Raw genomic sequence first — 21,761 nt, forward strand, 5'->3', positions numbered from 1 at the left:
CGTGCGCCGGTCGCCTCCCCTCTCGTACCGTCGTGCCGTACCGAGCGCCGCGACGATCGTACGGCGGCGCCTGTCGACCGACACGAGGGGAGCCCGGCCGTGCGCGCACGCACCGCTGTCGTCGCTCCCCGTGCCCGGTACGAGGTGATCCTCGTGTCCCGGTGGCGCCGGTGCCCGCTGCGCGGCCGGCACCGGACGCCCGTGACGCCCCGCTGACCCTCCCGCCGAACCGGCCCACGCCGACGGCCGGGATGTCGGCCCTTCCGACGGACGCACGGGCCATCGCGCTGCCCTCTACCGATCCGGACCCGACGCCTGGTCCGATCCCCAGAAAGGCCCTGGGCCGTGCGCACCGACCTCACCACCCTCGCCGCCGTCCGCAACCTCGGCATCCTCGCCCACGTCGACGCGGGCAAGACCACCGTCACCGAGCGGATCCTGTACGCGACGGGGACCACCCACAAGCGGGGCGAAGTCCACGACGGCACCACCGTCACCGACTTCGACCCGCAGGAACGCGACCGCGGCATCACCATCTTCGCCGCCGCCGTCAGCTGCGTCTGGGACGGTCACCGCATCAACCTCGTCGACACCCCCGGCCACGTCGACTTCGCCGACGAGGTCGAGCGCTCGCTGCGGGTCCTCGACGGAGCGGTCGCCGTGTTCGACGCCGTCGCCGGGGTCGAGCCGCAGAGCGAGTCGGTGTGGCGGCAGGCCGACCGGCACGGCGTGCCGAGAATCGCGTTCGTCAACAAGATGGACCGCATGGGCGCCGACCTCGACCGGGCCGTCGACTCGATCCGCGAGCGGCTCCATCCCGCCCCGCTCGTCGTCCAGTTGCCGATCGGCGCCGAGGACGGCTTCGCCGGCGTCGTGGACCTCGTCCGGATGCGCGCCCTGACCTGGGCCGACGGTGAGGACACGGTGGTGGAGGGTGCGGTGCCCGAGGAACTGACGGCCACGGCGGCACGGCGCCGCCGGGCGCTGGAGGAGACGGTGGCGGAACTGCACCCGGCCGCCCTGGAGGAGTTCTGCGAGCGTGAGACCCTGTCCGCCGACACCCTCGCCACCACCCTGCGCGACCTCACCCGCACCGGGGACGGCGTGGTCGTCCTGTGCGGCTCCGCCTACCGCAACCGCGGTGTCGAACCGCTGCTCGACGCGGTCGTGGCCTATCTGCCCTCGCCGCTGGACGTCCCCGCCGTGCGCGGCGTCCACGACGGCACCGGGCAGGAGCGGCCCGCCGACCCCGAAGCGCCGTTCGCGGGGCTCGTGTTCAAGGTGAACGCGACCGCCACCGGACGGCTGGCCCACGTCCGCGTGTACGCGGGCACCGTCGAGAAGGGAGACACGGTGCGGGAACCGGGCGCCGGGCGCACCGAGCGCGTGGCGCGCGTTCTGCGGGTCATGGCGGACCGGCACGTCCAGCTCGACCGGGCGGTCGCCGGCGACATCGTCGCGCTGGCCGGTGTGAACTCGGCACGGCCCGGTTCCACCCTGTGCGACCCCGGCGCCCCGCTGCTGCTGGAGCCGCCCGTGGCCACCGAGCCGGTGGTGTCCGTGGCGGTCGAGGCAAGGCGGGGCACGGACACCGGGCGGCTGGCGACGGCGCTGGCGCGGCTGGCCGAGGAGGACCCCTCGCTGGTGGTGCGCACGGACACCGAGACCGGGCAGACCGTGCTGTCCGGGATGGGCGAACTGCACCTGGAGGTGGCGGTGGAGAAGATCCGCAGGGAGGGCGGACCGGAGGTCGCCGTGGGGCGGCCACGGGTCGCCCACCGCGAGACGGTCGTCGACGGCGTGACGGGGTTCGTCTACCGGCACGTCAAACAGGACGGCGGGGCCGGGCAGTTCGCCCATGTCGTGCTCGACGTGGAACCCCTGGGACCCGAAGCCGGCGACAGCGGCTTCGCGTTCCGCTCCGCCGTGGTCGGCGGGCGGGTGCCGCAGGAGTACGTGCGCGCGGTGGAGGCCGGGTGCCGGGACGCGCTCGCCGAGGGCCCGCTGGACGGGTACCCGGTGACCGGGCTGCGGGTCACGCTCACCGACGGCTCCACCCACGTGAAGGACTCCTCGGACACGGCCTTCCGCACCGCCGGCCGGCTCGGGCTCCGCGCGGCCCTGCGCGCCTGCACGCTCGCCGTGCTGGAGCCGGTCGCCGAGGTCACGGTCACCGTGCCGGAGGACGCCGTCGGCTCGGTCCTCGGCGACCTGGCGGCCCGCCGCGGACGCGTCGGCCGTTCCGAGACCCGGGGCGGCGCGGCCGTACTGACCGCGATCGTGCCGCTGGCCGAACTGTTCGGCTACGCCACCCGGCTGCGCAGCCGCACCCAGGGCCGGGGCACCTTCACGACCCGACCCGCCGGCTACGCCGCGGCACCACGACCGGCGCCGGTCCACTAGCGAGCGGGGCCTCGCGCCACCGGCCGACACGCTGGCACGGCGCGAGGCCCGGCGAGTCCCGAACTCATCGACGTCCGTCACGGGAGGGCGGAGCCAGAGCACTGCCGAGGTGCGGCGCCGGCGGACGGCGCCGCACCGGAAGGTCCAGCGCGAGCGGTCGAGCGTGACTCGTGTGCCGTTGCCTCAGCTGAGGGTGAGGGCGGTGTCGTCGAGGGCGAACGAAGTCTGCAGGGACGTGTCCTCGGTGCCGGTGAAGGTGATGGTGACGGTCTGGCCGGCGAGGGAGGAGAGGTCGAAGGTCTTCTGGCTGTAGCCGGTGGCGGCGTTGAGGTTGGAGTAGGTGGCCAGTGTGGTGCCGCCCGCCTTGACGGTGAGCTTGTCGTACGCGGTGGAGGTCGTCGTCTCGGCGGTGTCGACGTGCAGGTACAGGCTGAGGGTGGCCTTGCAGCCGGACGGGATCGTCACGGACTGCGAGAGGGTGTCGGTGTGGGAGCTGCCGTAGCCGTCCAGCCATGCGTCCCATGTACCGCCGTGCGGGGGCTCGCCCTGTGAGCCGTACTGCCCGATGACGCCCGAGCCGGCGGACCACACGGTGTTGCCGGACTCGAAGCCCGGGTTGCCGAACTTCTGACCGGTGCTGGTGCACGTTCCGCCGCCGGCCGGGTCGACCGTCCAGGTGAAGGCGGTGGAACCGGAGGCGCCCGTGTCATCGGTGGCGGTGGCGGTGACGTGGTAGGTGCCGGCGGTGGTGGGTGTGCCCGAGATCAGGCCGGTGCCGGCGGCGATGGTCAGGCCGGGAGGCAGGCCGGTCGCGCTGTAGGTGAGCTTGGCGGACGACGAGGAGTCGGTCGCCTTGGTCTGCAGACTCGCCGCGGCGCCCACGGTGCCGGTCTGGTCGCCCGGGTTGGTGACGGTGACGGTGTTGCCGCCCGGCTGGCCGCCGCCGATCGGCAGGCCGCCGGTGGGTGCGTACATCGCCACGTCGAAGGTGCTGCCGCTGGGGGCGTGGGCGACGGGGATCACGGCGACGGCGTTGCCGCCGGACAGGACGGACGTCGAAATGTAGTCGCCGAACATCCGGCCCTGCGTGGTGTTCGGCAGCCAGGCCAGTGTCATGGGGCCGGCGAGCTGGGTCGGTGCCGTCCACGTGGCGCCGCCGTCGGTGGAGGAGACGTAGCCCGCGTCGAGCTGGCAGGTGGTGTCCGTGCAGGAGGCGTTCGGGTAGTAGTAGTACGTCAGCCCGATGCGGGCGGTGTTGCCGGAGCTGCTGGGGTCCACGCCGATACCGGGCACGAAGTGGTCGGCGGAGCTGGTGGCCGCGTCGATCGGCACGCGGGCCGGTGAGCTCCACGAGGTGCCGTTCGTCGAGGTGGACATGATGATGTCGTTGCTGGTGCAGTTGGTGCGGAAGCGGCAGTCGGACCAGACCGCGTAGACCCGGCCGGAGGCGTCGATCTCCGCGGACGGCAGGGGCCCCTCGCGCAGGGTGTCCAGCCGCGACATGTCGGCGGCGTCGTCCTCCAGCCCCGCGACCGGATGGTGCGAGACAGTGGCGATCTGCACGCTCGAGCCCCAACTGCTGCCGCCGTTGGCCGAGATGAACGCCCGCTCGCTGTCCTCACTGCCGGAGGAGAACGGGACGACCACGGTGCCGTTGGGCTGCACGACCGGCTGCCCGCCGAGCCCGCTCGGGCTGTCGGCCGGGCTCGCCTGCGCGCCCCAGGTCGCGCCACCGTCGGTGGAGGTCTTCATGTGCTCGGCGTCGCCGGCGTTGGCGTCGTCGTACTCGGTGTAGCAGCGGCCGTAGTACGGACTGGACGGGTGGTTGTCGCAGACCGTCCAGTTCTTGTCGTCGAAGGTGCCGGTGGAGACCGTGACCGGGGCGCCCCAGGTGCGGCCGCCGTCCGTGGAGCGGCTGACGTCGACATCGACGCTGTTGCCGGAGCGGATGCCCAGCCATGAGACCATCCACACGCCGTCCTTGGCGTCGTAGGCCACGGAGGCGTCGCTGGCCGCGGAGTACGGGCCGCCGGTGTTCGTGGTGGAGCTGGGCAGGAAGCCGTGTGTCCAGGTCTGTCCGCTGTCGGTGGAGGTCGCCCAGCCGATGTTGGACGCCCCGCCGCCGGAGACCCGGCCGACCTGGAAGGCGGCGACGACGGTGCTGCCGAAGCTGTAGGTGTCCGGCTCGACCTCTGTGGCGTGCTGGGCCTGCGAGTCGGCGTACGGGTCACTGCTGACCTGCGTGAGAGAGGGAGCGGTGGCATGGCGGGCCACTGAGGCCGTCGTGGAGTTCGAGGGGCTGGCGGAGCCGGGGCTGGCGAAGGCGGGGGTGGCGAACGCCGTCGCCGCGGCCAAGGCAGCGATGAGCAGGGGGGTTCTTCTTCCTCTTGCCGGTCTGGACATGTCTCTCCTGACGTATGTGTGGGTGCCGGCGGCCGCTGACAGATGCGGCGAAGGCGCCGGGAACGCGACACGGCGGGGTCGAGTCAGGTGGTGCGGGGGCCTTCGCGCGGCCGATCCACGCTGGTGCATGCACGTCGTGCTCGGGTCTGGCTTGCGACGCGGCCCCGCCGGCATCGATCAGCGTGGAGGCGGGCTCCAAGCGGCGGCAGGGCTCGACGTGTTGGTCGTCCCGATCGTGCGCATGGCCGGCGTCGCCCACTCGGCTCTTGCTTTCCCGCCGCGCCGAGTTGCTGGACCGACCGTGGCCGCACGCGTGGTGAATGCGGTGATGAGGCGTCTTCGGCCTGGTGTGGAGCGTGACACTGAACATCCCTTCAGGCAGCCGGTGGTCGACCGGCGGTGGGGGGTGAAGGACGTTCGCGCAAGGTGCACGCGTGCTCGCAAGCCGGAGTCTGGACCCGTACATGACACCACGCAAGAGGGTGGCGACAAGTCCTCCGGCGCCCGAGCCCCCTGCCGCTACGGTGGTCTCCGACGGCGGTGCGAGCCCCGTGCCCGGCGCTGTAGCCCGGGACTTCGTGGAGCGGGTGCAGCGCCGGCATGCGGGCCACGGCCGGTGGGCCTGAGCGAGCGTCCCGTCGCTGCCGGGACGGGACTCGTGAGCAGTCCGATTCCGGCGGCCGCACAAGGTGCCTCCCCAGGCGCGAGCATCTGCTGCCCCCCCCCGGCGCGCCGGCGGCCCGCGGGCCGAACGCAGTGCCGCACCCGTCCGCCCGCGCACCCGGCCGCTGGCGCACCTGCCGCTTGCGTGCCGCGCCGCCGCTCATCCGTCACGCGTCCGTGTCCGGCTGCCGCGCGTCCGTGTCCGGCCGCCGTGCCCTCTCTGTCCGCCGGTCATGCGTCCGTGTCCGTCCGCCGCGCCCCCTGTGTCCGCCCACCACCCGCCCTGTGTCCATCCGTCACGCGTCCGTGTCCGCCCACCACCCGCCCCGCGTCCGCCCGTCACGCGTCCGTGTCCGCCCGCCATGCCCCCTGTATCCGCCCCCCAACGCGCCCGTACCCACTCACCCCTCCCCGGACGATCGGTCCTCCCTCCCCGGTCGATCAGCCCCCCTCCCCGGTCGATCGGTCCCCCCTCCCCGGACGTCGGCCCCTCCCCCCCAGGCCACCCTCACTCGCCCGCGAGCAACCTCCTCACCGCTCACATCAGCCTCCCCTCCACCGCCGCACGCCAGGCCGGTGCCGGGGTCTTCTGTGGTGCGGGGCGTGGGCGGTGGCCGCCGGCGGCGAAGAACGCGGCGAGGGGGAGGACCGCCGCGCCCACGGTCACCGCGTCCGGGCCGAGCCGGCCCAGCTCGATGCGGACCCGGCCCGCGGGATGGCGCAGTGCCCGCGCCAGGGCATGGGCGCGCACCTCGTCCAGGAAGGCGCCGCCGAGCTGAAGACCGGCCCAGCCGCCGATCAGGAGGCGTTCGGGTTGGAAGAGGTTGATGAGGTCGGACAGACCGGCGCCGAGGTACTCGGCGGTCTCCGCGAGCACGGCCGCGGCCACCGGGTCGGGTTCCCGGCCGCCGTCGGGGCGGGCCGCGGCCAGCAGTTCGGTGAGTGCCCGCTCCTCGCCGGCTCCGGCCGACGGCCGCCCGCCCGCCTCCCGCCAGCGTGCCACCAGTGCCGACGCCCCCGCGTACGCCTCCAGACAGCCGAGCGCCCCGCACCGGCAGCGGCGCCCCGCGACCCGTACCGTCAGGTGCCCCCACTCCACCGCCCGCCCCCGCGCGGCCTCCTCGGTGACGACGCACGCGCCGACGCCCGAACCGAAGAGCACCACCACGGCGTTGCGGGCGCCGCGCCCCGCGCCGTACCACATCTCTGCCTGCCCCAGCGCCTTGGCGCCGTTGTCGATGAAGTACGGGACGTGTTCCGGGAGTTGGACGGTCATGCGCAGCTGCCGCTCCAGCGGTACGGCGGTCCAGCCGACCGTCTGTCCGTGCACGACCGCACCCTGTTGCCCGGCGTTCTCGACGATGCCGGGCACGCCGATGCCGACGCCGAGCAGCTCGCCGGCCGTCAGTCCGGCCGTCCGCAGCACGTCCGCGATCCCGTCGGCGACATGGCCGACGACCGCGTCGACGTCGTACCCGCGCGGCCCCAACGGGCGTTCCGCCCAGGCGAGTTCGGCAAGGCCGAGGTCGAACAGCTCCACCCGGACCCGGGTCTCGCCGACGTCCACCCCGATCAGCCGCCCGCTGTCCGGCCGTACCCGCAGCAGCCGGCTCGGCCGGCCTGCGTCCGCGCCGACCACACCCGCCTCCTCCACCAGGCCGTCGGCGAGCAGTCCGGTCACGACGTTGCTGACGGAACCCGAACTCAGTCCGGTCGCCGGGCCGAGCGCCTGCCGGCTCATCGGCCCATCGACATACAACCGTTGCAGAACGGCGCCCCGGCTCTCCCGCCGCAGGTCACGCACCGTACGGCCGCCCAGCGCTGCCACCTGGCCTCCCCATTCATCCCGGATTTGCTGCCCACCGGACCGTTTGCCCTTGCCGGATCCCTTGACGAGCGTTTCTCTTGAGGTTTAACTCACGTCCTAAATTAAGCCATGAGGAGCTTCGGGGATCGAACGGGTGTCGGCCCCCGTGAGCAGCCTCGGGTTCTCGACTCCCGGAAAGGGACACCAGGAGCCATGCGCAGCATCCGAGCCGCGGCCACAGGCGCCGTCACCCTCTCTCTCGTCCTCGCGGCCACGGCCTGCGGAGGCGGCTCGTCCAGCGGCGGCGGGTCGAGCGACTCGCCGAAGACGCTGACGTACTGGGCCTCCAACCAGGGCGCCAGCATCGCCGTCGACCAGCAGGTCCTCCAGCCCGAACTCGACAAGTTCCAGAAGCAGACCGGGATCAAGGTGAAGCTGGAGGTCGTGCCCTGGTCCGACCTGCTCAACCGGATCCTCACGGCGACCACCTCCGGTCAGGGCCCGGACGTGCTGAACATCGGCAACACCTGGAGCGCGTCCCTGCAGGCGACCGGCGCGCTGCTGCCGTGGGACGCGAAGAACTTCGCCAAGATCGGCGGCAAGGACCGGTTCGTCGACTCCGCGCTCGGCTCGACCGGCTCGGCGGGCAAGGACCCGGCCGCGGTCCCGCTGTACTCGATGGCGTACGCCCTCTACTACAACAAGAAGATCTTCGCCGACGCCGGTATCTCCAAGCCCCCGGCCACCTGGGACGAGCTGGTCGCCGACGGCAAGAAGATCCAGGCGAAGGGCAAGTCCGCGCTCGGCGCCGAGGGCTCGAACCTGTCGGAGAACATCCACCACGTCTTCGTCTTCGCCAAGCAGCACGGAGCGGACTTCTTCACCTCCGACGGCAAGCCCGACTTCACCAACCCCAAGATCGTGGACGCGGTGAAGAGCTACGTCGACCTGATGGCCAAGGACAAGGTCATCCCGACCGGTGACGCCGAGTACGCGCAGAACCAGTCCGTCAGCGACTTCGCCAAGGGCAAGCAGGCGATGCTGCTGTGGCAGTCCGCAGCCGCCAACCTCAAGTCCCAGGGCATGAGCGAGGACGCCTACGGCATCGCGCCCGTACCGGTGATCTCAGGCACCCCCGGCACCGGCACCCAGGTCGACTCGATGGTCGCCGGCATCAACCTCGCCGTCTTCAAGAACACCCACAACCTCGACGGCGCCACGAAGTTCGTGAAGTTCATGACCTCCGACGACGAGCAGAAGATCCTCAACAAGGCCTACAGCTCCATCCCGCCGGTCAAGGCCGCGCAGGAGGACGCCGCGTTCAGCGCCCCCGCCACCGCGGTGCTGAAGAACACCCTCGCCACCAGCGCGGCCGCCCTGCCGCAGGTCGCGTCCGAGTCGCAGTTCGAGACGACCGTCGGTACGGCCGTCAAGGACCTGTTCGCCGACGCCGCCGCCGGGCGCGCGGTGACCGCCGACACGGTCAAGGCCGCGCTGCAGAAGGCCCAGCAGCAGATGCCGGCGGCGTGAGCGAGAAGATGACGACCACCGCCTTCAAGGAGCCGGTGCGGCAGACCTCACCCGGTGCGGCGGCGCGCGAACAGCGCCGCCGCACCGGGCGGCTGCGCCGCGCCTCCCTGCCGTACCTGCTGCTTCTGCCCGCCCTGCTGCTCGAACTCCTCGTCCATCTGGTGCCGATGGTCATCGGCATCGTGATGAGCTTCAAGGAACTCACCCAGTTCTACATCCGCGACTGGAGCACCGCCCCCTGGTCCGGCCTCGGCAACTACAAGGTGTCGGTGAACTTCGACGCACCCGTCGGGGACGCGCTCCTGCACTCCTTCTTCGTCACCGTCGGCTTCACCCTGCTGTCGGTCGGCCTGTGCTGGCTGATCGGCACCGCCGCCGCGATCTTCATGCAGGACACCTTCCGCGGCCGCGGCCTGCTCCGGGCGCTGTTCCTGGTGCCGTACGCGCTGCCCGTCTACGCGGCCGTCATCACCTGGGTGTTCATGTTCCAGCACGACAACGGCCTGGTGAACCACGTCCTGCACGACCAGCTGCACCTCACCGACAAGCCCTCCTTCTGGCTGATCGGCGACAACAGCTTCTACGCGCTGCTCACCGTGTCCGTGTGGAAGGGCTGGCCGTTCGCCTTCCTGATCGTGATGGCCGGCCTGCAGAACATCCCGCGGGAGCTGTACGAGGCGGCCGCGCTGGACGGCGCCGGGATGTGGCAGCAGATCCGCCGCATCACCCTGCCCTCGCTGCGCCCGGTCAACCAGGTCCTGGTCCTCGTGCTGTTCCTGTGGACGTTCAACGACTTCAACACGCCGTACGTGCTGTTCGGCAAGTCCGCCCCCGAGGCCGCCGACCTCATCTCGGTCCACATCTACCAGGCCTCCTTCGTCACCTGGAACTTCGGAACCGGTTCCGCGATGTCCGTCCTGCTGCTGCTCTTCCTGCTCGTCGTGACGGGCGTGTACCTGCTGTTCACCTCGCGCGGACGGAGGGCCGCCGATGTCTAGCCCGCCCCTCGCCTCCCCGACGCGCAACTCGCCGATGGCACCCCCGCGTTCGTTCCTGTGGTCGAGGCGGATCTTCCTCACCCTGCTCACCGGTTTCGTGCTGATCCCGGTGTACGTGATGGTCTCCAGCTCGCTGAAACCGCTCGCGGACGTCACCGGCAAGTTCCGCTGGCTGCCGAGCGGACTGACCATCCGCCCGTACATCGACATCTGGTCGACGGTCCCGCTCGCGAAGTACTTCACGAACTCGCTGATCGTGGCGGGCTCGGCGACGGTCTGTTCCGTGGTGATCGCGGTGTTCGCCGCCTATGCCGTAAGCCGTTACGACTTCCGCGGCAAACGCGTCTTCACGGTGACCGTGCTGTCGACGCAGATGTTCCCGGGCATCCTCTTCCTCCTCCCGCTGTTCCTGATCTACGTCAACATCGGCAACGCCACCGGCATCGCCCTGTTCGGCTCCCGCGGCGGTCTGATCCTGACGTACCTCACCTTCTCGCTGCCGTTCTCCATCTGGATGCTGATCGGGTACTTCGACTCGGTGCCGCGCGACCTGGACGAGGCGGCGCTGGTGGACGGCTGCGGGCCGCTCGGCGCGCTGCTCAGGATCGTCGTGCCGGCCGCGATCCCCGGGATCGTCGCCGTCGCCGTCTACGCCTTCATGACCGCGTGGGGCGAGGTGCTCTTCGCATCCGTCATGACCAACGACGCCACCCGCACCCTCGCCGTCGGCCTCCAGGGCTACTCCACCCTCAACGACGTCTACTGGAACCAGATCATGGCCGCCTCGCTGGTCGTCAGCGTGCCCGTGGTGGCCGGCTTCCTGCTGCTGCAGCGCTATCTCGTCGCCGGTCTGACGGCAGGTGCCGTCAAGTGACCGACACCTCGCATCCCGAAGGGACTTCCGTGTCCGAACGCATCGACCTGGCCGCCCTCCCGCACGACTTCCTGTGGGGCACGGCCACCGCGGCGTACCAGATCGAGGGGGCCGTCGCGGAGGACGGCCGTACGCCCTCGATCTGGGACACCTTCTCGCACACCCCGGGGAAGGTCGCGAACGGCGACACCGGCGACGTCGCCTGCGACCACTATCACCGCTGGCGCGAGGACATCGGCCTGATGCGGCAACTCGGCGTCAACGCCTACCGGTTGTCCGTCGCGTGGCCCCGCGTGCTGCCCGGCGGCACCGGACCGGTGAACCCCGAGGGCCTGGCGTTCTACGACGAGCTGGTGGACGCCCTGCTGGAGGCCGGGATCACCCCGTCCGTCACCCTCTACCACTGGGACCTGCCGCAGGTGCTCCAGGACCGCGGCGGTTGGCCCGAGCGGGACACGGCCTTCGCGCTCGCCGAGTACGCCTCGGCCGTCGCCGCCCGCCTCGGCGACCGCGTCAAGCTCTGGGCGACCCTGAACGAGCCGAGCTGCTCGGCGTGGATCGGCCATCTGGAGGGCACGATGGCCCCCGGCTGGACGGACCTCACCGCCGCCGTACGCGCCTCCTGCCACCTGCTCCTCGGCCACGGCCTGGCCACCCAGGCCATCCGGGCCGCCGCCCCCGACGCGCAGGTCGGCATCGTCAACAACCTCTCCACCGTGTACGCGGCCACCGACCGCCCCGAGGACGTCGCGGCCGCCGGCCGGCACGACGGCCATGTCAACCGCTGGTGGCTCGACCCGGTGCACGGCCGCGGCTTCCCGGCCGACATGGTCGACACCTACGGAGTGGAACTGCCGCTGCACCCGGGGGACTTGGAGACGATCGCCACGCCGCTGGACTGGCTCGGCCTGAACTACTACTTCCCGGCGTACGTCGCCGACGCGCCGGGGGGCCCGGCGCCGTACGTCCGTAACGTGCGCCGCGAAGGCGTTCCGCGCACCGGCATGGACTGGGAGATCGACGCGAGCGGCATCGAGACGCTGCTGCTGCGGCTCACCGAGGAGTACGGCGCCCGGAAGATCTACGTCACCGAAAACGGTTCCGCCTTCCCGGACGTGGTCCGCCCGGACGGCAGTGTCGACGACCCCGAGCGCCAGGACTACCTGGAAGCCCACCTCGCCGCCTGCGCCTCGGCCGCCCGCAAGGGAGCCCCGCTGGCCGGCTACTTCGCCTGGTCCCTGCTGGACAACTTCGAGTGGGCCTACGGCTACGACAAGCGCTTCGGCCTGGTCCACGTGGACTACCGCACCCAGGTGCGCACGATCAAGGGCAGCGGACACCGGTACGGGGACATCGTCCGCGTACACCGCGGCCAGGCACGCCGGGCCGCCTGAGCCGGGCCCGGCCGGCCGGTGGGCACGGGAAGGGAGCCCGTGCCCGCCGGGCCCGCACGACCCGCAAGTGTGTCATGTACGTGACATAGATCCGCGAGTGCACCTCCACCCCACAAGGAGATTCACATGCCATCCCGTCGCGTCCCCCGCACCCTCCTGGCCGCCCTGGCCGCCACGGCCCTGCTGGGCGGCGGCCCCATCCTGGCCACCCCCGCCTCCGCGGCCTCCGCCGCCGTCAGCTGGGACACCGACCGCGCGGCCACCGCCTACGCGGCGAACCCGGCCGCCGCCACCGCCTCCGGCAGCGAGAACGCCGGCACCACCCCGGGCCTCGCCTTCGACGGAAACGGCTCCACCCGCTGGTCCAGCAACTTCGCCGACGACGCCTGGATCGAGCTCGACCTCGGCTCCACGATCCGCATCGACCGGGTCGTCCTGGACTGGGAGGCCGCGTACGGCAAGCGCTACGTCCTGGAGGCCTCGAACAACGGCACCGACTGGACGCCGTTCTACACCGAGACGGCGGGCACCGGCGGCTCGGTCACCGCGCACACGTACCCGCAGGAGGTGGTGGGCCGCTACGTCCGGATGCGCGGCATCCAGCGCGCCACGCCGTACGGCTACTCGCTCTACTCGTTCAAGGTCTACGGCGGCGAACCGGCGCCCGCGTCCAGCACCCGTACGAACCTCGCCCTGAACCACCCGGCCTACTCCAACTACTACCAGGACGCCGGCACTTCACCGTCCTACGTCACCGACGGCGGCTGGCCCGCCAACCTCAAGGACGACGCCACCCGCTGGGCGAGCGACTGGAACGCCGACCGCTGGATCACCGTCGACCTCGGCGCGAACGCGACGATCGACACCGTCGACCTGTACTGGCAGGCGGCGTACGCCGTCGACTACCAGCTCCAGGTCTCCGACGACAATCGCACCTGGCGCACCGTCTACGAGCCGTCGGCCCCCGACATCGCCGCCCGCCGCGCGAACGTCCAGTCCCCGTCCGACGCGACCGGCCTGCACGACAGCATCACCCTGCCCTCGCCCGTGACCGGCCGCTACGTCCGCATGCTCGGCAAGGAACGCCGCTCCTTCTACAACCCGGCGCCGGCCACCGCCCAGTTCGGCTACTCCCTCTACGAGTTCCAGGTCTGGGGCACCGGCGGCAGCGCCTCCGCCGCCTACCCGGCCCTGCCGGCCGACCAGTCCGGCACCTACCGCACCACCTTCTTCGACGACTTCACCGGCACCGCACTCGACCGCTCGAAATGGCGGGTGGTCCGCACCGGCACGGAGATGGGCCCGGTCAACGGCGAGTCGCAGGCGTACGTCGACTCGGCCGACAACGTCCGCGTCGAGAACGGCGAACTGATCCTGCACGCCAAGTACTGCAAGGGCTGCACCCAGGCGGGCGGCGGCACCTACGACTTCACCTCGGGCCGCATCGACACCCACACCCACGTCGACTTCACGTACGGCAGGGTCAGCGCCCGCATGAAGTTGCTGGTCGGCGACGGCTTCTGGCCCGCCTTCTGGCTGCTGGGGTCCAACGTGGACGACCCGTCCGTCTCCTGGCCGGCCTCCGGAGAGACCGACATCATGGAGAACATCGGCTACCCGGACTGGACCAGCACCTCCCTGCACGGCCCCGGCTACTCGGCGGACGGCAACATCGGCGAACGCCAGACCTACCCGAACGGCGGCACCGCCGACCAGTGGCACACCTACGCCGTCGAATGGACCCCGACGGCGATGCGCTTCTACGTCGACGACCGCCTGGTCCAGGAGACGACCCGCAATGTGCTGGAGTCGACGCGGGGGCAGTGGGTGTACGACCACAACCAGTACGTGATCCTCAACCTCGCGCTGGGCGGCGCGTATCCGGCGGGCTGGAACAAGGTCACCAGTCCCTACTGGGGACTGCCGCAGCCGAGCGTGGACAAGATCGCGGGCGGGGGAGTACAGGCGGAGGTGGACTGGGTGCGGGTGGAGCAGAAGGGGTGAGGTCCGACAAGGCTCCTCCGGCTGAGAGCACCTCCCTTCTCCGGTGCCGACGACCGGTCGTCCGGGGCAGCGTGTTCTGAGATTGCCTGGTCGTCGAACCGGTCCCTTGTCCTGGCTCGTCGACGCCCTCGCCGTGGTCCTCCTTGGTGGAGGAAAGCCAAGTGCAAGGGTTACGACCGACGTTGCCGGACGGACAGTTGATCCCGGGTATTCGGCTCACCCGTGGACGGCACCTGCGGCCGGAAGCCGAATACCTCATCTCGGACGAGGACGAGGAGGAGGGCGACGAGGAGGGGAGCCGACGCGAGGACGCGCGAGGTGTGAGCAGCGTCGAAACGGTCGTGATCGCGATCGAGGAGTGGGACCCCCGCGCTGTCCGACTGGCGCTCGCCATGGCGTCGGACGACGGGAAAGTGGAACCGCACGCCGTACTGAAGAGCCTCGACCGCCCTCGGCTGGTCGAGGTCGGCGGCTGGTCGCTGTTCGACGGGGTGCCAATCGACGACTGGTGGACCGCAGCGGACGCCGAAGGCGCTTCGCACTCCGCTTCGGCCACGGCACGCGCCGACCACCGGTGGGCGCGGGCGGAGGCGCGCGCTGTACGCCGTCCGTGCCGTGACGGCGACAGACGGGAAGTATGCGTCACCGTATCCCTTCACGGATGCTGGCTTCTGCGGCCGCTGGCGGCCGTCGTCCTCGGCGTGGCCGGCCGTTGGATACGCCGATCCGTGGTCCGCCCGCTGGACGACGCGGCCCACACCTGGAACGCCGGCGTGCCGGGCCTGACGGGCGATGGACAGGGACGGCTTGAGAGCCGCGCTGACAGTCCGCCCGTCAAGTGGATGATCTGCGGGTGGACGGCGCTTAACCCGGTTCCGGCGGACGTGCGACGGTCGTGCTCCGCAGCCACGCCCACCGCCGGTGCCGGGGGAGGTGCCCACTTCGGCGGCGTGGGAGTCTCGGGGGTGCGGTACATCGCCTGGACGTCCAGTTCCAGTTGCACGGTCGGTCCGACGACCGCGATGCCGGTGCCAGCATCGAGCGCCAGCTGAGGGTCAAGTCTTCGCGGTGCGGCTCGGTGTTCGTCAGTGCCGCTCGACGTCCAGGAAGTCCGCGGAACGCAGGTGGTTGTCACGGGACGTGTTGCCGGTGGCGATGCTGGAGGCGTCGATGCGTACCGAGACCTGGGAGTCGGGCATGTCCGGTGCGATGCGGATGCCGCCGTCGCAACGGGTGAAACGGCCGTGGACGCGGGCCACGCCCACGTGCTTGGCGATGAACCGGATCGCGGTGTGCGGAAAGTCGAACAACCAGGTGCTGGCCGACGGGAGTTCCAGCTGACGGGCAGGCAGCAGGGCGCTGCGCGCCGGTGGGAGGACGACTCCGGCGGCTGCGACGACGCGATGGCCGTCCAACGCCGTCACCGTGATCTCGGCGCCGCCCGTGGGCTGACCCATGGGATCCACGACCTCGCAGCCGTAGGCGCCCGCGCCGGTCGGCAGGGGTATCGAGAGGCGCGGCATCGGCAGCGCTGCGGGAACGCCGGCGTCGGAGCAGTCCGAGGGCCATGCTGTTCGCCCTTCTTCACATGTGTCACTACAGCGCGGCGCACGGTTATCGGCGTGCGGGGTCGCCAAGACCTATCCGAGACTGGTTGCAGACGCGATGAGATCAACTATTCAACGCTGCATAGAGCAGGGTATGAGGAGCCTTCTTCGGTCGGGAGAATGCGCGCCAAGCTCATGCAACGCGCACGACCACCATGAGACGCCCTGATTGCGGACCGCGTCGCGACTTTTCGGATCCGATGCTTTGCAGAACTGCTGTGGCGAAGAACATGTGAAGTGCCACTTCCTTGACGTGCGACCCCGTGTTCCATCACGCCCCTCACACATTCGGCGCCGCGGCAGAGGCGCGCAGGCGCCTGGAGCAGAGGCCAAGACTGAGGGGATCGGCTTCAATCCGGGCGGATGAGAGAGGGCCAGGCGCGGTCTTCGCGCACTGGGGCCACGGCAGCTGACCGCCTGGCACTTCCCAACTTGTTATTGGTGCAGACTTATTGACGCTGCATACCGGCGATGATTCACTCCGTGGCTGAGAGCGCTCTCTCGCGGTTGGGGACCAGCCGCGGTCCCGTTTGCCCACCACCTTCAGGGAGAGCCGTGTCCGTGATTCCCTCTCGTCGTGCCGTGCTCCGTGGGGCGGCGGCCGCTGCCGCAGCGGTGCCGCTGGCCGACGCTACCGCAGGATCCGCCTTCGCGTCGTCCGCCTTCGCGTCGTCCGCCGCCTCCGTCGGCGGCGCGGGCGGGCACGGCGCCGCCGGCCACGGGACGGCCGGTCTGGGGCCGAACGTCCTGGTCTTCGACACGTCCATGGGCGACGCGGCGATCCAGGCGCAGATCGACGCAGTGTTCGCAGTCCAGCAGTCCAACCAGTTCGGCACCGAGCGGTACGCCCTCGCCTTCAAGCCGGGCACGTACAACGTCGAGATCAACGTCGGCTTCTACACCCACGTACTGGGCCTCGGCGCCAGCCCGGAGGACGTCGTCATCAACGGTCATGTGACCGTCGACGCCCAGTGGTTCGACGGCAACGGCACCCAGGACTTCTGGCGGGCCGCCGAGAACCTGACCATCGTGCCGCCGGACGGGCTGGATCGCTGGGCCGTCGCCCAGGCCGGGCCGATGCGCCGCGTCCACGTAAAGGGCGACATGATCCTCATGCCGAGCCCGCCCGGCAACGGGTGGTCCAGCGGCGGCTTCCTGGCCGACAGCGTGGTGGACGGCCAGATCAACTCCGGCTCGCAGCAGCAGTGGCTGTCGCGCAACGACACCATCGGCAGCTGGACCGGCGCCAACTGGAACATGGTCTTCGTCGGCGTCCAGGGCGCACCCGCCACGTCCTTCCCGACCCCGCCCTACACGACCGTCGACCGCACCCCGGTGGTCCGGGAGAAGCCGTTCCTGACCGTGGACCGCCGCGGGGCCTACCATGTCTTCGTGCCCGCGCTGCGCCGCGACAGCACCGGCACCTCCTGGGCCGGCGGGCGGGCCGCCGGCGACAGCATCCCGCTGACCGAGTTCCACGTCGCACAGCCGGGCGACTCCGCCACGAGCATCAACGCGGCGCTCGCTCGCGGCAAGCACCTCCTGCTCACCCCGGGCATCTACCCGCTGTCCGCGCCGCTGCGGATCTCCCGGCCCGGCACCGTCGTGCTCGGCCTCGGCCTGGCCACCCTCCAGGCCGTCAAGGGCAACTCGCTCGTCGAGGTCGCCGACATCGGCGACGTCTCCGTGGCCGGCGTGATCCTCGAAGCCGCCTCCGCCAACTGCCCCGTGCTGCTGCGCGTCGGCGACGGCCACACCCGCAAGAACCACGCGCACCAGCCCACGGCGCTCTTCGACGTCTTCCCGCGCATCGGCGGCGCCGTCCCCGGCGGCACCCAGGTCAGCATCCAGATCGACAGCAACGACGTGATCGTCGACCACGTCTGGGCCTGGCGCGCCGACCACGGCCTCGACGGCACGGTCGGCTGGTCGGTCAACCCCGCGGGCGTCGGCTTCCTCGTCAACGGCGACCGGGTCACCACCTATGGCCTGTTCGTCGAGCACCACCAGAACTACGAGGTGCTCTGGAACGGGAACCATGGCCGCACCTACTTCTTCCAGAACGAGCACCCGTACGACGTCCCGACGCAGTCGGCCTGGAGGCACGGCAGCACCAACGGCTTCGCCGCCTACAAGGTCGGCGACCACGTCACCGAGCACCACGCGTGGGGCCTGGGCAGCTACGCCTACTTCGACCTCAACGCGAACATCTACACCGACCGCGCCTACGAGGTCCCCGACACCCCGGGCGTCGTCTTCACCTCGCTGATGACCGTCTGCCTCAACGGCGCGGGCGGCGGCGGCATCCTGCACTGCATCAACAACACGGGTGACCCCGTCGAAAACGGCTTCGGAACCTACAACATGAAGTCGTACTCGAACGGCGCCGGCATCGTGTGATGCGCCCCCAGGCGCTGACGCCTACAGGGCGCACTCCGCCCACACCGTCTTGCCGGGCCCAGCGTCGGCACGGTCGCCCCAGCCCCAGCGGTCGGCCAGGGCCTCGACGAGGAGGAGGCCGCGCCCGCCGTCGCGCGGGTCGGCCTCCGAAGTGTGGGTGGGCAGGCGGGGGAGGCGTTCGCCGAGGATGTGGGTGACTTCGATCCGTACGGTGCCGACGGCCGAGGATGCAGTGAGGAAGGACGCGGAAGTCGCGGCCGGTGACGTGTGTCCGTGGCGCACAGCTCGGCAGCGACGAGGGTGATGGCGTCGTGCGCGTCGCTGTCGTGTCCCAGGTGTCGAGCGGGTTGCCGCACAGGGGCCTGGGGAGGGGGGCGCCGCGCGGGGCGACCTGACGCGCATGGTGAAAGGGACGGGCGTCGTGACCCCGTTCGGAAGGCAGTTGAAGGTGCTGCCAGGCGAGGCTGGAGCGCGGCGGTCGTTCTGGACCGTCTCTGCTTCCGGGAATCTTCTGCAGAGCATTCGGTAGCGGATCACCTGCCGACTCGCCCTCGGGGGCCGATCATGCAGCGGTAGCCGAAGCGGACCGCGGCACGATCCGAGGCCAGGTCATGCCGCGACCGGCGGCCGGATCCTGGACTTGCTCAGCGCGACTCCGGTCGCGTCGCCGTTGATCTCCGCGCAGTCCTCTGACGGCCGGCCCGTGCCGCCCGCACCGCGCTCGCGCGTGGGTGAGCCGGGGCAGGACGACGAGGTGCACACGGTGGTGGTCGACGGTTCCAACCTGGCGTGGATCGGGCACGCGCCCAGCCGCCCGGGTGTGTACGGGGAAGAGGACCGGCCCAGCTTCGCGCAGCTGCTGAGGGCTCGGGACGCGCTCGCGAAGAAGTTTCCGCACGCCGACATCCATGTCGTCGTGGATGCGACCTTCCGGCACAAGGTCGCGCACGAGGAGCGGCCCGCCGTCGACGCGGCGCTGAGCAAGGGGGAGGTCATCCAGCCGCCCGCGGGACGGAGGGCAGGGGCGACGCCCTGGTCGTGGCCATCGCGGACGAATCGGGTGCGGTGGTCGTCACCAACGACAACTACATCGAACTGCAGAGCCGTCACCCTTGGTTGCGCGAGAGCGGCCGTGTGCTGGGAGCGACGCACACCAAGGGCGTCTGGATCTTCACCCCGCGTACGTGCGTCGCGCCGCGGGTGAGGAGCTGAGCTTCCCGGCCCACACCGACGTGAATGAACCGGGCACCGTCGCCCCACGTATCACCCAACCGTGGGAGGATCCCTCACCATGAGCGCGTCCCCGGCGGTGAGAGCCTTGCGTGCCGCGGTGTTCGCCGCGGTGTGCGTGCTGCTCGCTGCCGCCGGGCACGGGCTCGCCATGGGCGCCATGCCGCCGCTGGGGGCCGACGGGGCCGGATTCCTGGCCGTGTTCGCGCTGGGCTGGATCCTCGGTGGCCGGGAACGGTCGCTGCCCGGCATCGGCGCGGTCATGCTGTTCACCCAGGCCGGGCTGCACCTCGGTTTCGACGCCGCCCAATCCGGCCGTACCGGCCTCTGGGCCGCGCACATGGCGGTGATGCCGGGCCCCGCCATGGGCACGATGCCTGCGCACGGCATGGCCCCGATGCAGGCGCACGCGGTCGCCCCGATAGCGCCCGACCACGTCATGGCCCATGCCATGGTCATGTCAAACGCGCACTCGGCGGCTCATCCGCACCTCACCGCCCACGCCACCGCCACCCACCTCCTCGCCGCCCTGGCGGCGTCCTGGTGGCTGCGGCGGGGCGAGGCGGCCCTGTGGTCGTTGCTGCGCCGGGCTGCCGCGCTCGTGCCCGGTCTCACCGCCTGGTGGCGCGACACCCCGTTGCCCGACCCCGCCGGTCCCGCTCCGTGCGTCCCGGCCGCGCCCGAGTTCCTGCGCCTGACCCTGCTGCGGCACGCCGTCAGCAGACGCGGACCCCCGCCCCCGATCCCGTACTCGCTCTGACACCCCTCACACGTCACTCGTACGGAGATCGATTCACCTATGTCCGCAACACGTCTCACCGCGCGCCGCGCCGCGGCCGTCACCGCCCTCGCCGCCACCACCGTCCTGCTCGCCGCCGGTGCCGCCTCCGCGCACGTCACCGTGCATCCCGAGAGCTACGCCAAGGGAGCCACCGACGGTGTGCTGACCTTCCGCGTCCCGAACGAGGAGGACAAGGCCTTCACGACCAAGGTGCAGGTCTTCCTGCCCACCGACCATCCCGTCCTCGGTGTGCTCGTCCACCCGCAGGACGGCTGGACCGCCAAGGTCACCACCACCAAGCTGAAGACGCCGGTCAAGACCGACGACGGCACCATCACCGAGGCCGCCTCCGAGATCACCTTCAGCGGAGGGAAGATCGGCGCCGGGGAGTACGAGGACTTCGACGTCGCCTTCGGACAGCTCCCCGACGACACCGACCAGTTGGCCTTCAAGACCCTGCAGACCTACTCCGACGGCAAGGTCGTGCGCTGGATCGAGGAGCCGACCGGCGGCGACGAGCCGGAGAACCCCGCCCCGGTGCTGAAACTGACGGCCGGTGACGCCGGTGCCGTGCCCGCGCCGGCCAAGACCGCCGCCGCCACGGCCAAGGCCACCGACGCCGGCGACTCGACCGCCCGCGGCCTCGGCATCGCCGGGCTGGTCGTCGGCGTCCTCGGTCTCGCGGCCGCAGCGTTCGCCCTCGTACGGGGCCGGGCCGCACGGTCGTAACGACCGCGTCGCCCCGACACCAAGGGCCCGGACCGGTGACCGGTCCGGGCCCTTCCCGCTGCCACAGACGCCGGCTCAGCGCGCCGCCAGCTCCAGCAGCTCCGTCCCGGCCGCCGCCTCCACGGTGATGCGGGAGGTGCGCCACAGCCACCGCACGTCCCGGCCGAAGGACCACAGCAGCGAGCCCAGGGCAACGAGCACGATCGCGAGGTTCGCCAGGTGCGGGAGGAGCTCGGCGCCGGCCAGGAGCAGGGCGATGCCCTGGACCGCGGCGACGGTCTTGCGGGCGAAGGACGGCGGCAGCGGGGCGTTCAGCCAGGGGGCCATGCGGGCCGCGGCGACGAAGGCGTACCGCATCGCGCCGATCAGCAGCACCCACGGGCCGAGCTGCATGGCCACGTACACGCTCAGCACCAGGATCAGGAACGCGTCGACCTCCATGTCGAAGCGGGCGCCGAGCGCCGTCGAGGTGCCGGTGCGGCGGGCCACCTTGCCGTCGACACCGTCCAGGAGCAGGGCCACCGCGGTCAGGCCGACCAGCAGGGTCACCGGCGGCGAGCTCTCGAAGGAGTCCGCGACCAGCGCCGTCACCCCGCCCACCAGGGTCGCCCGGCCGAGCGTGACCCGGTTCGCCGGACCGAAGGAGCGCAGGCAGGAGCGGTGCAGGGCGCGCGCCAGCACCGCCCAGGTGGCGAACGCGAACGCCAGCCCCGTCAGCCAGCCGGCGGGCCCCATGCCTATCGCCGTGCCGAGCAGGGCCAGCAGCAGGAGCTGTATGCCCGCTCCCACCGCGGTCTCCTGCTGGGGCCTCGCGTCATACGTGTTGTTCAGGGCCACCGCACACCCTCCGGCCGAGTGACAGAGTCGATCACGCCGCGTACTGTGCGCGGCCTGTGCACTTCTCGGTACGTGAACAACTTCCCTACTGTTCAGGAGGA

14 protein-coding genes and 1 pseudogene are annotated in these 21,761 nt (G+C 71.2%); 10 read left to right on the forward strand and 5 right to left on the reverse strand.

Going from position 1 to position 21,761, the window contains the following annotated elements; all coding sequences use genetic code 11:
* The first annotated feature begins 345 nt into the window (after nucleotides 1-345).
* Entirely contained in the window at nucleotides 346-2,403 is a 2,058-nt protein-coding gene (gene fusA / locus AB0L59_RS40055; protein ID WP_365592527.1) for an elongation factor G, read from the forward strand.
* A 183-nt stretch (nucleotides 2,404-2,586) separates the two neighbouring features.
* Here the strand turns inward: fusA and AB0L59_RS40060 are convergent, their stop codons facing one another.
* Both AB0L59_RS40060 and AB0L59_RS40065 read right to left on the reverse strand, forming a co-directional pair.
* Nucleotides 2,587-4,806, reverse strand: coding sequence for a putative Ig domain-containing protein (locus AB0L59_RS40060; RefSeq protein ID WP_365592529.1), 2,220 nt, complete (start codon nucleotides 4,804-4,806; stop codon nucleotides 2,587-2,589).
* A 1,201-nt stretch (nucleotides 4,807-6,007) separates the two neighbouring features.
* A complete protein-coding gene (locus AB0L59_RS40065) occupies nucleotides 6,008-7,297 on the reverse strand; it encodes an ROK family transcriptional regulator (RefSeq protein ID WP_365592532.1) in 1,290 nt (429 codons plus the stop codon).
* Nucleotides 7,298-7,489: 192 nt separating this feature from the next.
* Here AB0L59_RS40065 and AB0L59_RS40070 point away from each other — a divergent pair, with 192 nt between their 5' ends.
* The 5 genes from AB0L59_RS40070 to AB0L59_RS40090 all read left to right on the forward strand — a co-directional run bounded on the left by AB0L59_RS40070 (nucleotide 7,490) and on the right by AB0L59_RS40090 (nucleotide 14,076).
* Nucleotides 7,490-8,806 carry a sugar ABC transporter substrate-binding protein gene (locus AB0L59_RS40070; protein WP_365592535.1) on the forward strand — a complete coding sequence of 439 codons (1,317 nt, stop codon included), beginning with the start codon at nucleotides 7,490-7,492 and terminating at the stop codon, nucleotides 8,804-8,806.
* Nucleotides 8,807-8,814: 8 nt separating this feature from the next.
* Entirely contained in the window at nucleotides 8,815-9,804 is a 990-nt protein-coding gene (locus AB0L59_RS40075) for a sugar ABC transporter permease (protein WP_365592601.1), read from the forward strand.
* 34 nt (nucleotides 9,805-9,838) lie between these two features.
* Entirely contained in the window at nucleotides 9,839-10,678 is an 840-nt protein-coding gene (locus AB0L59_RS40080; RefSeq protein WP_365592603.1) for a carbohydrate ABC transporter permease, read from the forward strand.
* 29 nt (nucleotides 10,679-10,707) lie between these two features.
* Nucleotides 10,708-12,072 (forward strand): GH1 family beta-glucosidase, encoded by a 1,365-nt coding sequence (locus AB0L59_RS40085; RefSeq protein ID WP_365592538.1) that lies wholly within the window; start codon nucleotides 10,708-10,710, stop codon nucleotides 12,070-12,072.
* Between the two features lie 126 nt (nucleotides 12,073-12,198).
* Nucleotides 12,199-14,076, forward strand: a complete 1,878-nt coding sequence (locus tag AB0L59_RS40090) for a discoidin domain-containing protein (protein WP_365592540.1) — start codon at nucleotides 12,199-12,201, stop codon at nucleotides 14,074-14,076.
* Nucleotides 14,077-15,016: 940 nt separating this feature from the next.
* On the opposite strand, the pseudogene AB0L59_RS40095 reads toward AB0L59_RS40090, so the two are convergent.
* Nucleotides 15,017-15,645, reverse strand: a pseudogene (locus AB0L59_RS40095) (YceI family protein); the annotation flags it as partial.
* A gap of 599 nt (nucleotides 15,646-16,244) precedes the next feature.
* On the opposite strand from AB0L59_RS40095, the gene AB0L59_RS40100 reads away from it, so the two are divergent.
* The gene (locus tag AB0L59_RS40100) at nucleotides 16,245-18,083 is read left to right on the forward strand and encodes an adenylyl cyclase (protein WP_365592542.1); all 1,839 of its coding nucleotides are present in this window, start codon (nucleotides 16,245-16,247) and stop codon (nucleotides 18,081-18,083) included.
* A gap of 21 nt (nucleotides 18,084-18,104) precedes the next feature.
* On the opposite strand, the gene AB0L59_RS40105 is transcribed toward AB0L59_RS40100, so the two are convergent.
* A complete protein-coding gene (locus tag AB0L59_RS40105) occupies nucleotides 18,105-18,365 on the reverse strand; it encodes an ATP-binding protein (RefSeq protein WP_365592544.1) in 261 nt (86 codons plus the stop codon).
* Nucleotides 18,366-19,121: 756 nt separating this feature from the next.
* Here AB0L59_RS40105 and AB0L59_RS40110 point away from each other — a divergent pair.
* The 3 genes from AB0L59_RS40110 to AB0L59_RS40120 all read left to right on the forward strand — a co-directional run bounded on the left by AB0L59_RS40110 (nucleotide 19,122) and on the right by AB0L59_RS40120 (nucleotide 20,823).
* Nucleotides 19,122-19,295 carry a hypothetical protein gene (locus AB0L59_RS40110; RefSeq protein WP_365592547.1) on the forward strand — a complete coding sequence of 58 codons (174 nt, stop codon included), beginning with the start codon at nucleotides 19,122-19,124 and terminating at the stop codon, nucleotides 19,293-19,295.
* Between the two features lie 79 nt (nucleotides 19,296-19,374).
* Complete coding sequence (locus tag AB0L59_RS40115) at nucleotides 19,375-20,073, forward strand: hypothetical protein (RefSeq protein WP_365592549.1); 699 nt, start codon at nucleotides 19,375-19,377, stop codon at nucleotides 20,071-20,073.
* A 39-nt stretch (nucleotides 20,074-20,112) separates the two neighbouring features.
* Entirely contained in the window at nucleotides 20,113-20,823 is a 711-nt protein-coding gene (locus AB0L59_RS40120) for a YcnI family protein (RefSeq protein ID WP_365592552.1), read from the forward strand.
* A 75-nt stretch (nucleotides 20,824-20,898) separates the two neighbouring features.
* Here the strand turns inward: AB0L59_RS40120 and AB0L59_RS40125 are convergent, their stop codons facing one another.
* Entirely contained in the window at nucleotides 20,899-21,660 is a 762-nt protein-coding gene (locus AB0L59_RS40125) for a CDP-alcohol phosphatidyltransferase family protein (RefSeq protein ID WP_365592554.1), read from the reverse strand.
* Nucleotides 21,661-21,761 lie beyond the last annotated feature (101 nt).

Source organism: Streptomyces sp. NPDC052109, assembly GCF_040680195.1.
Classification (GTDB): domain Bacteria; phylum Actinomycetota; class Actinomycetes; order Streptomycetales; family Streptomycetaceae; genus Streptomyces.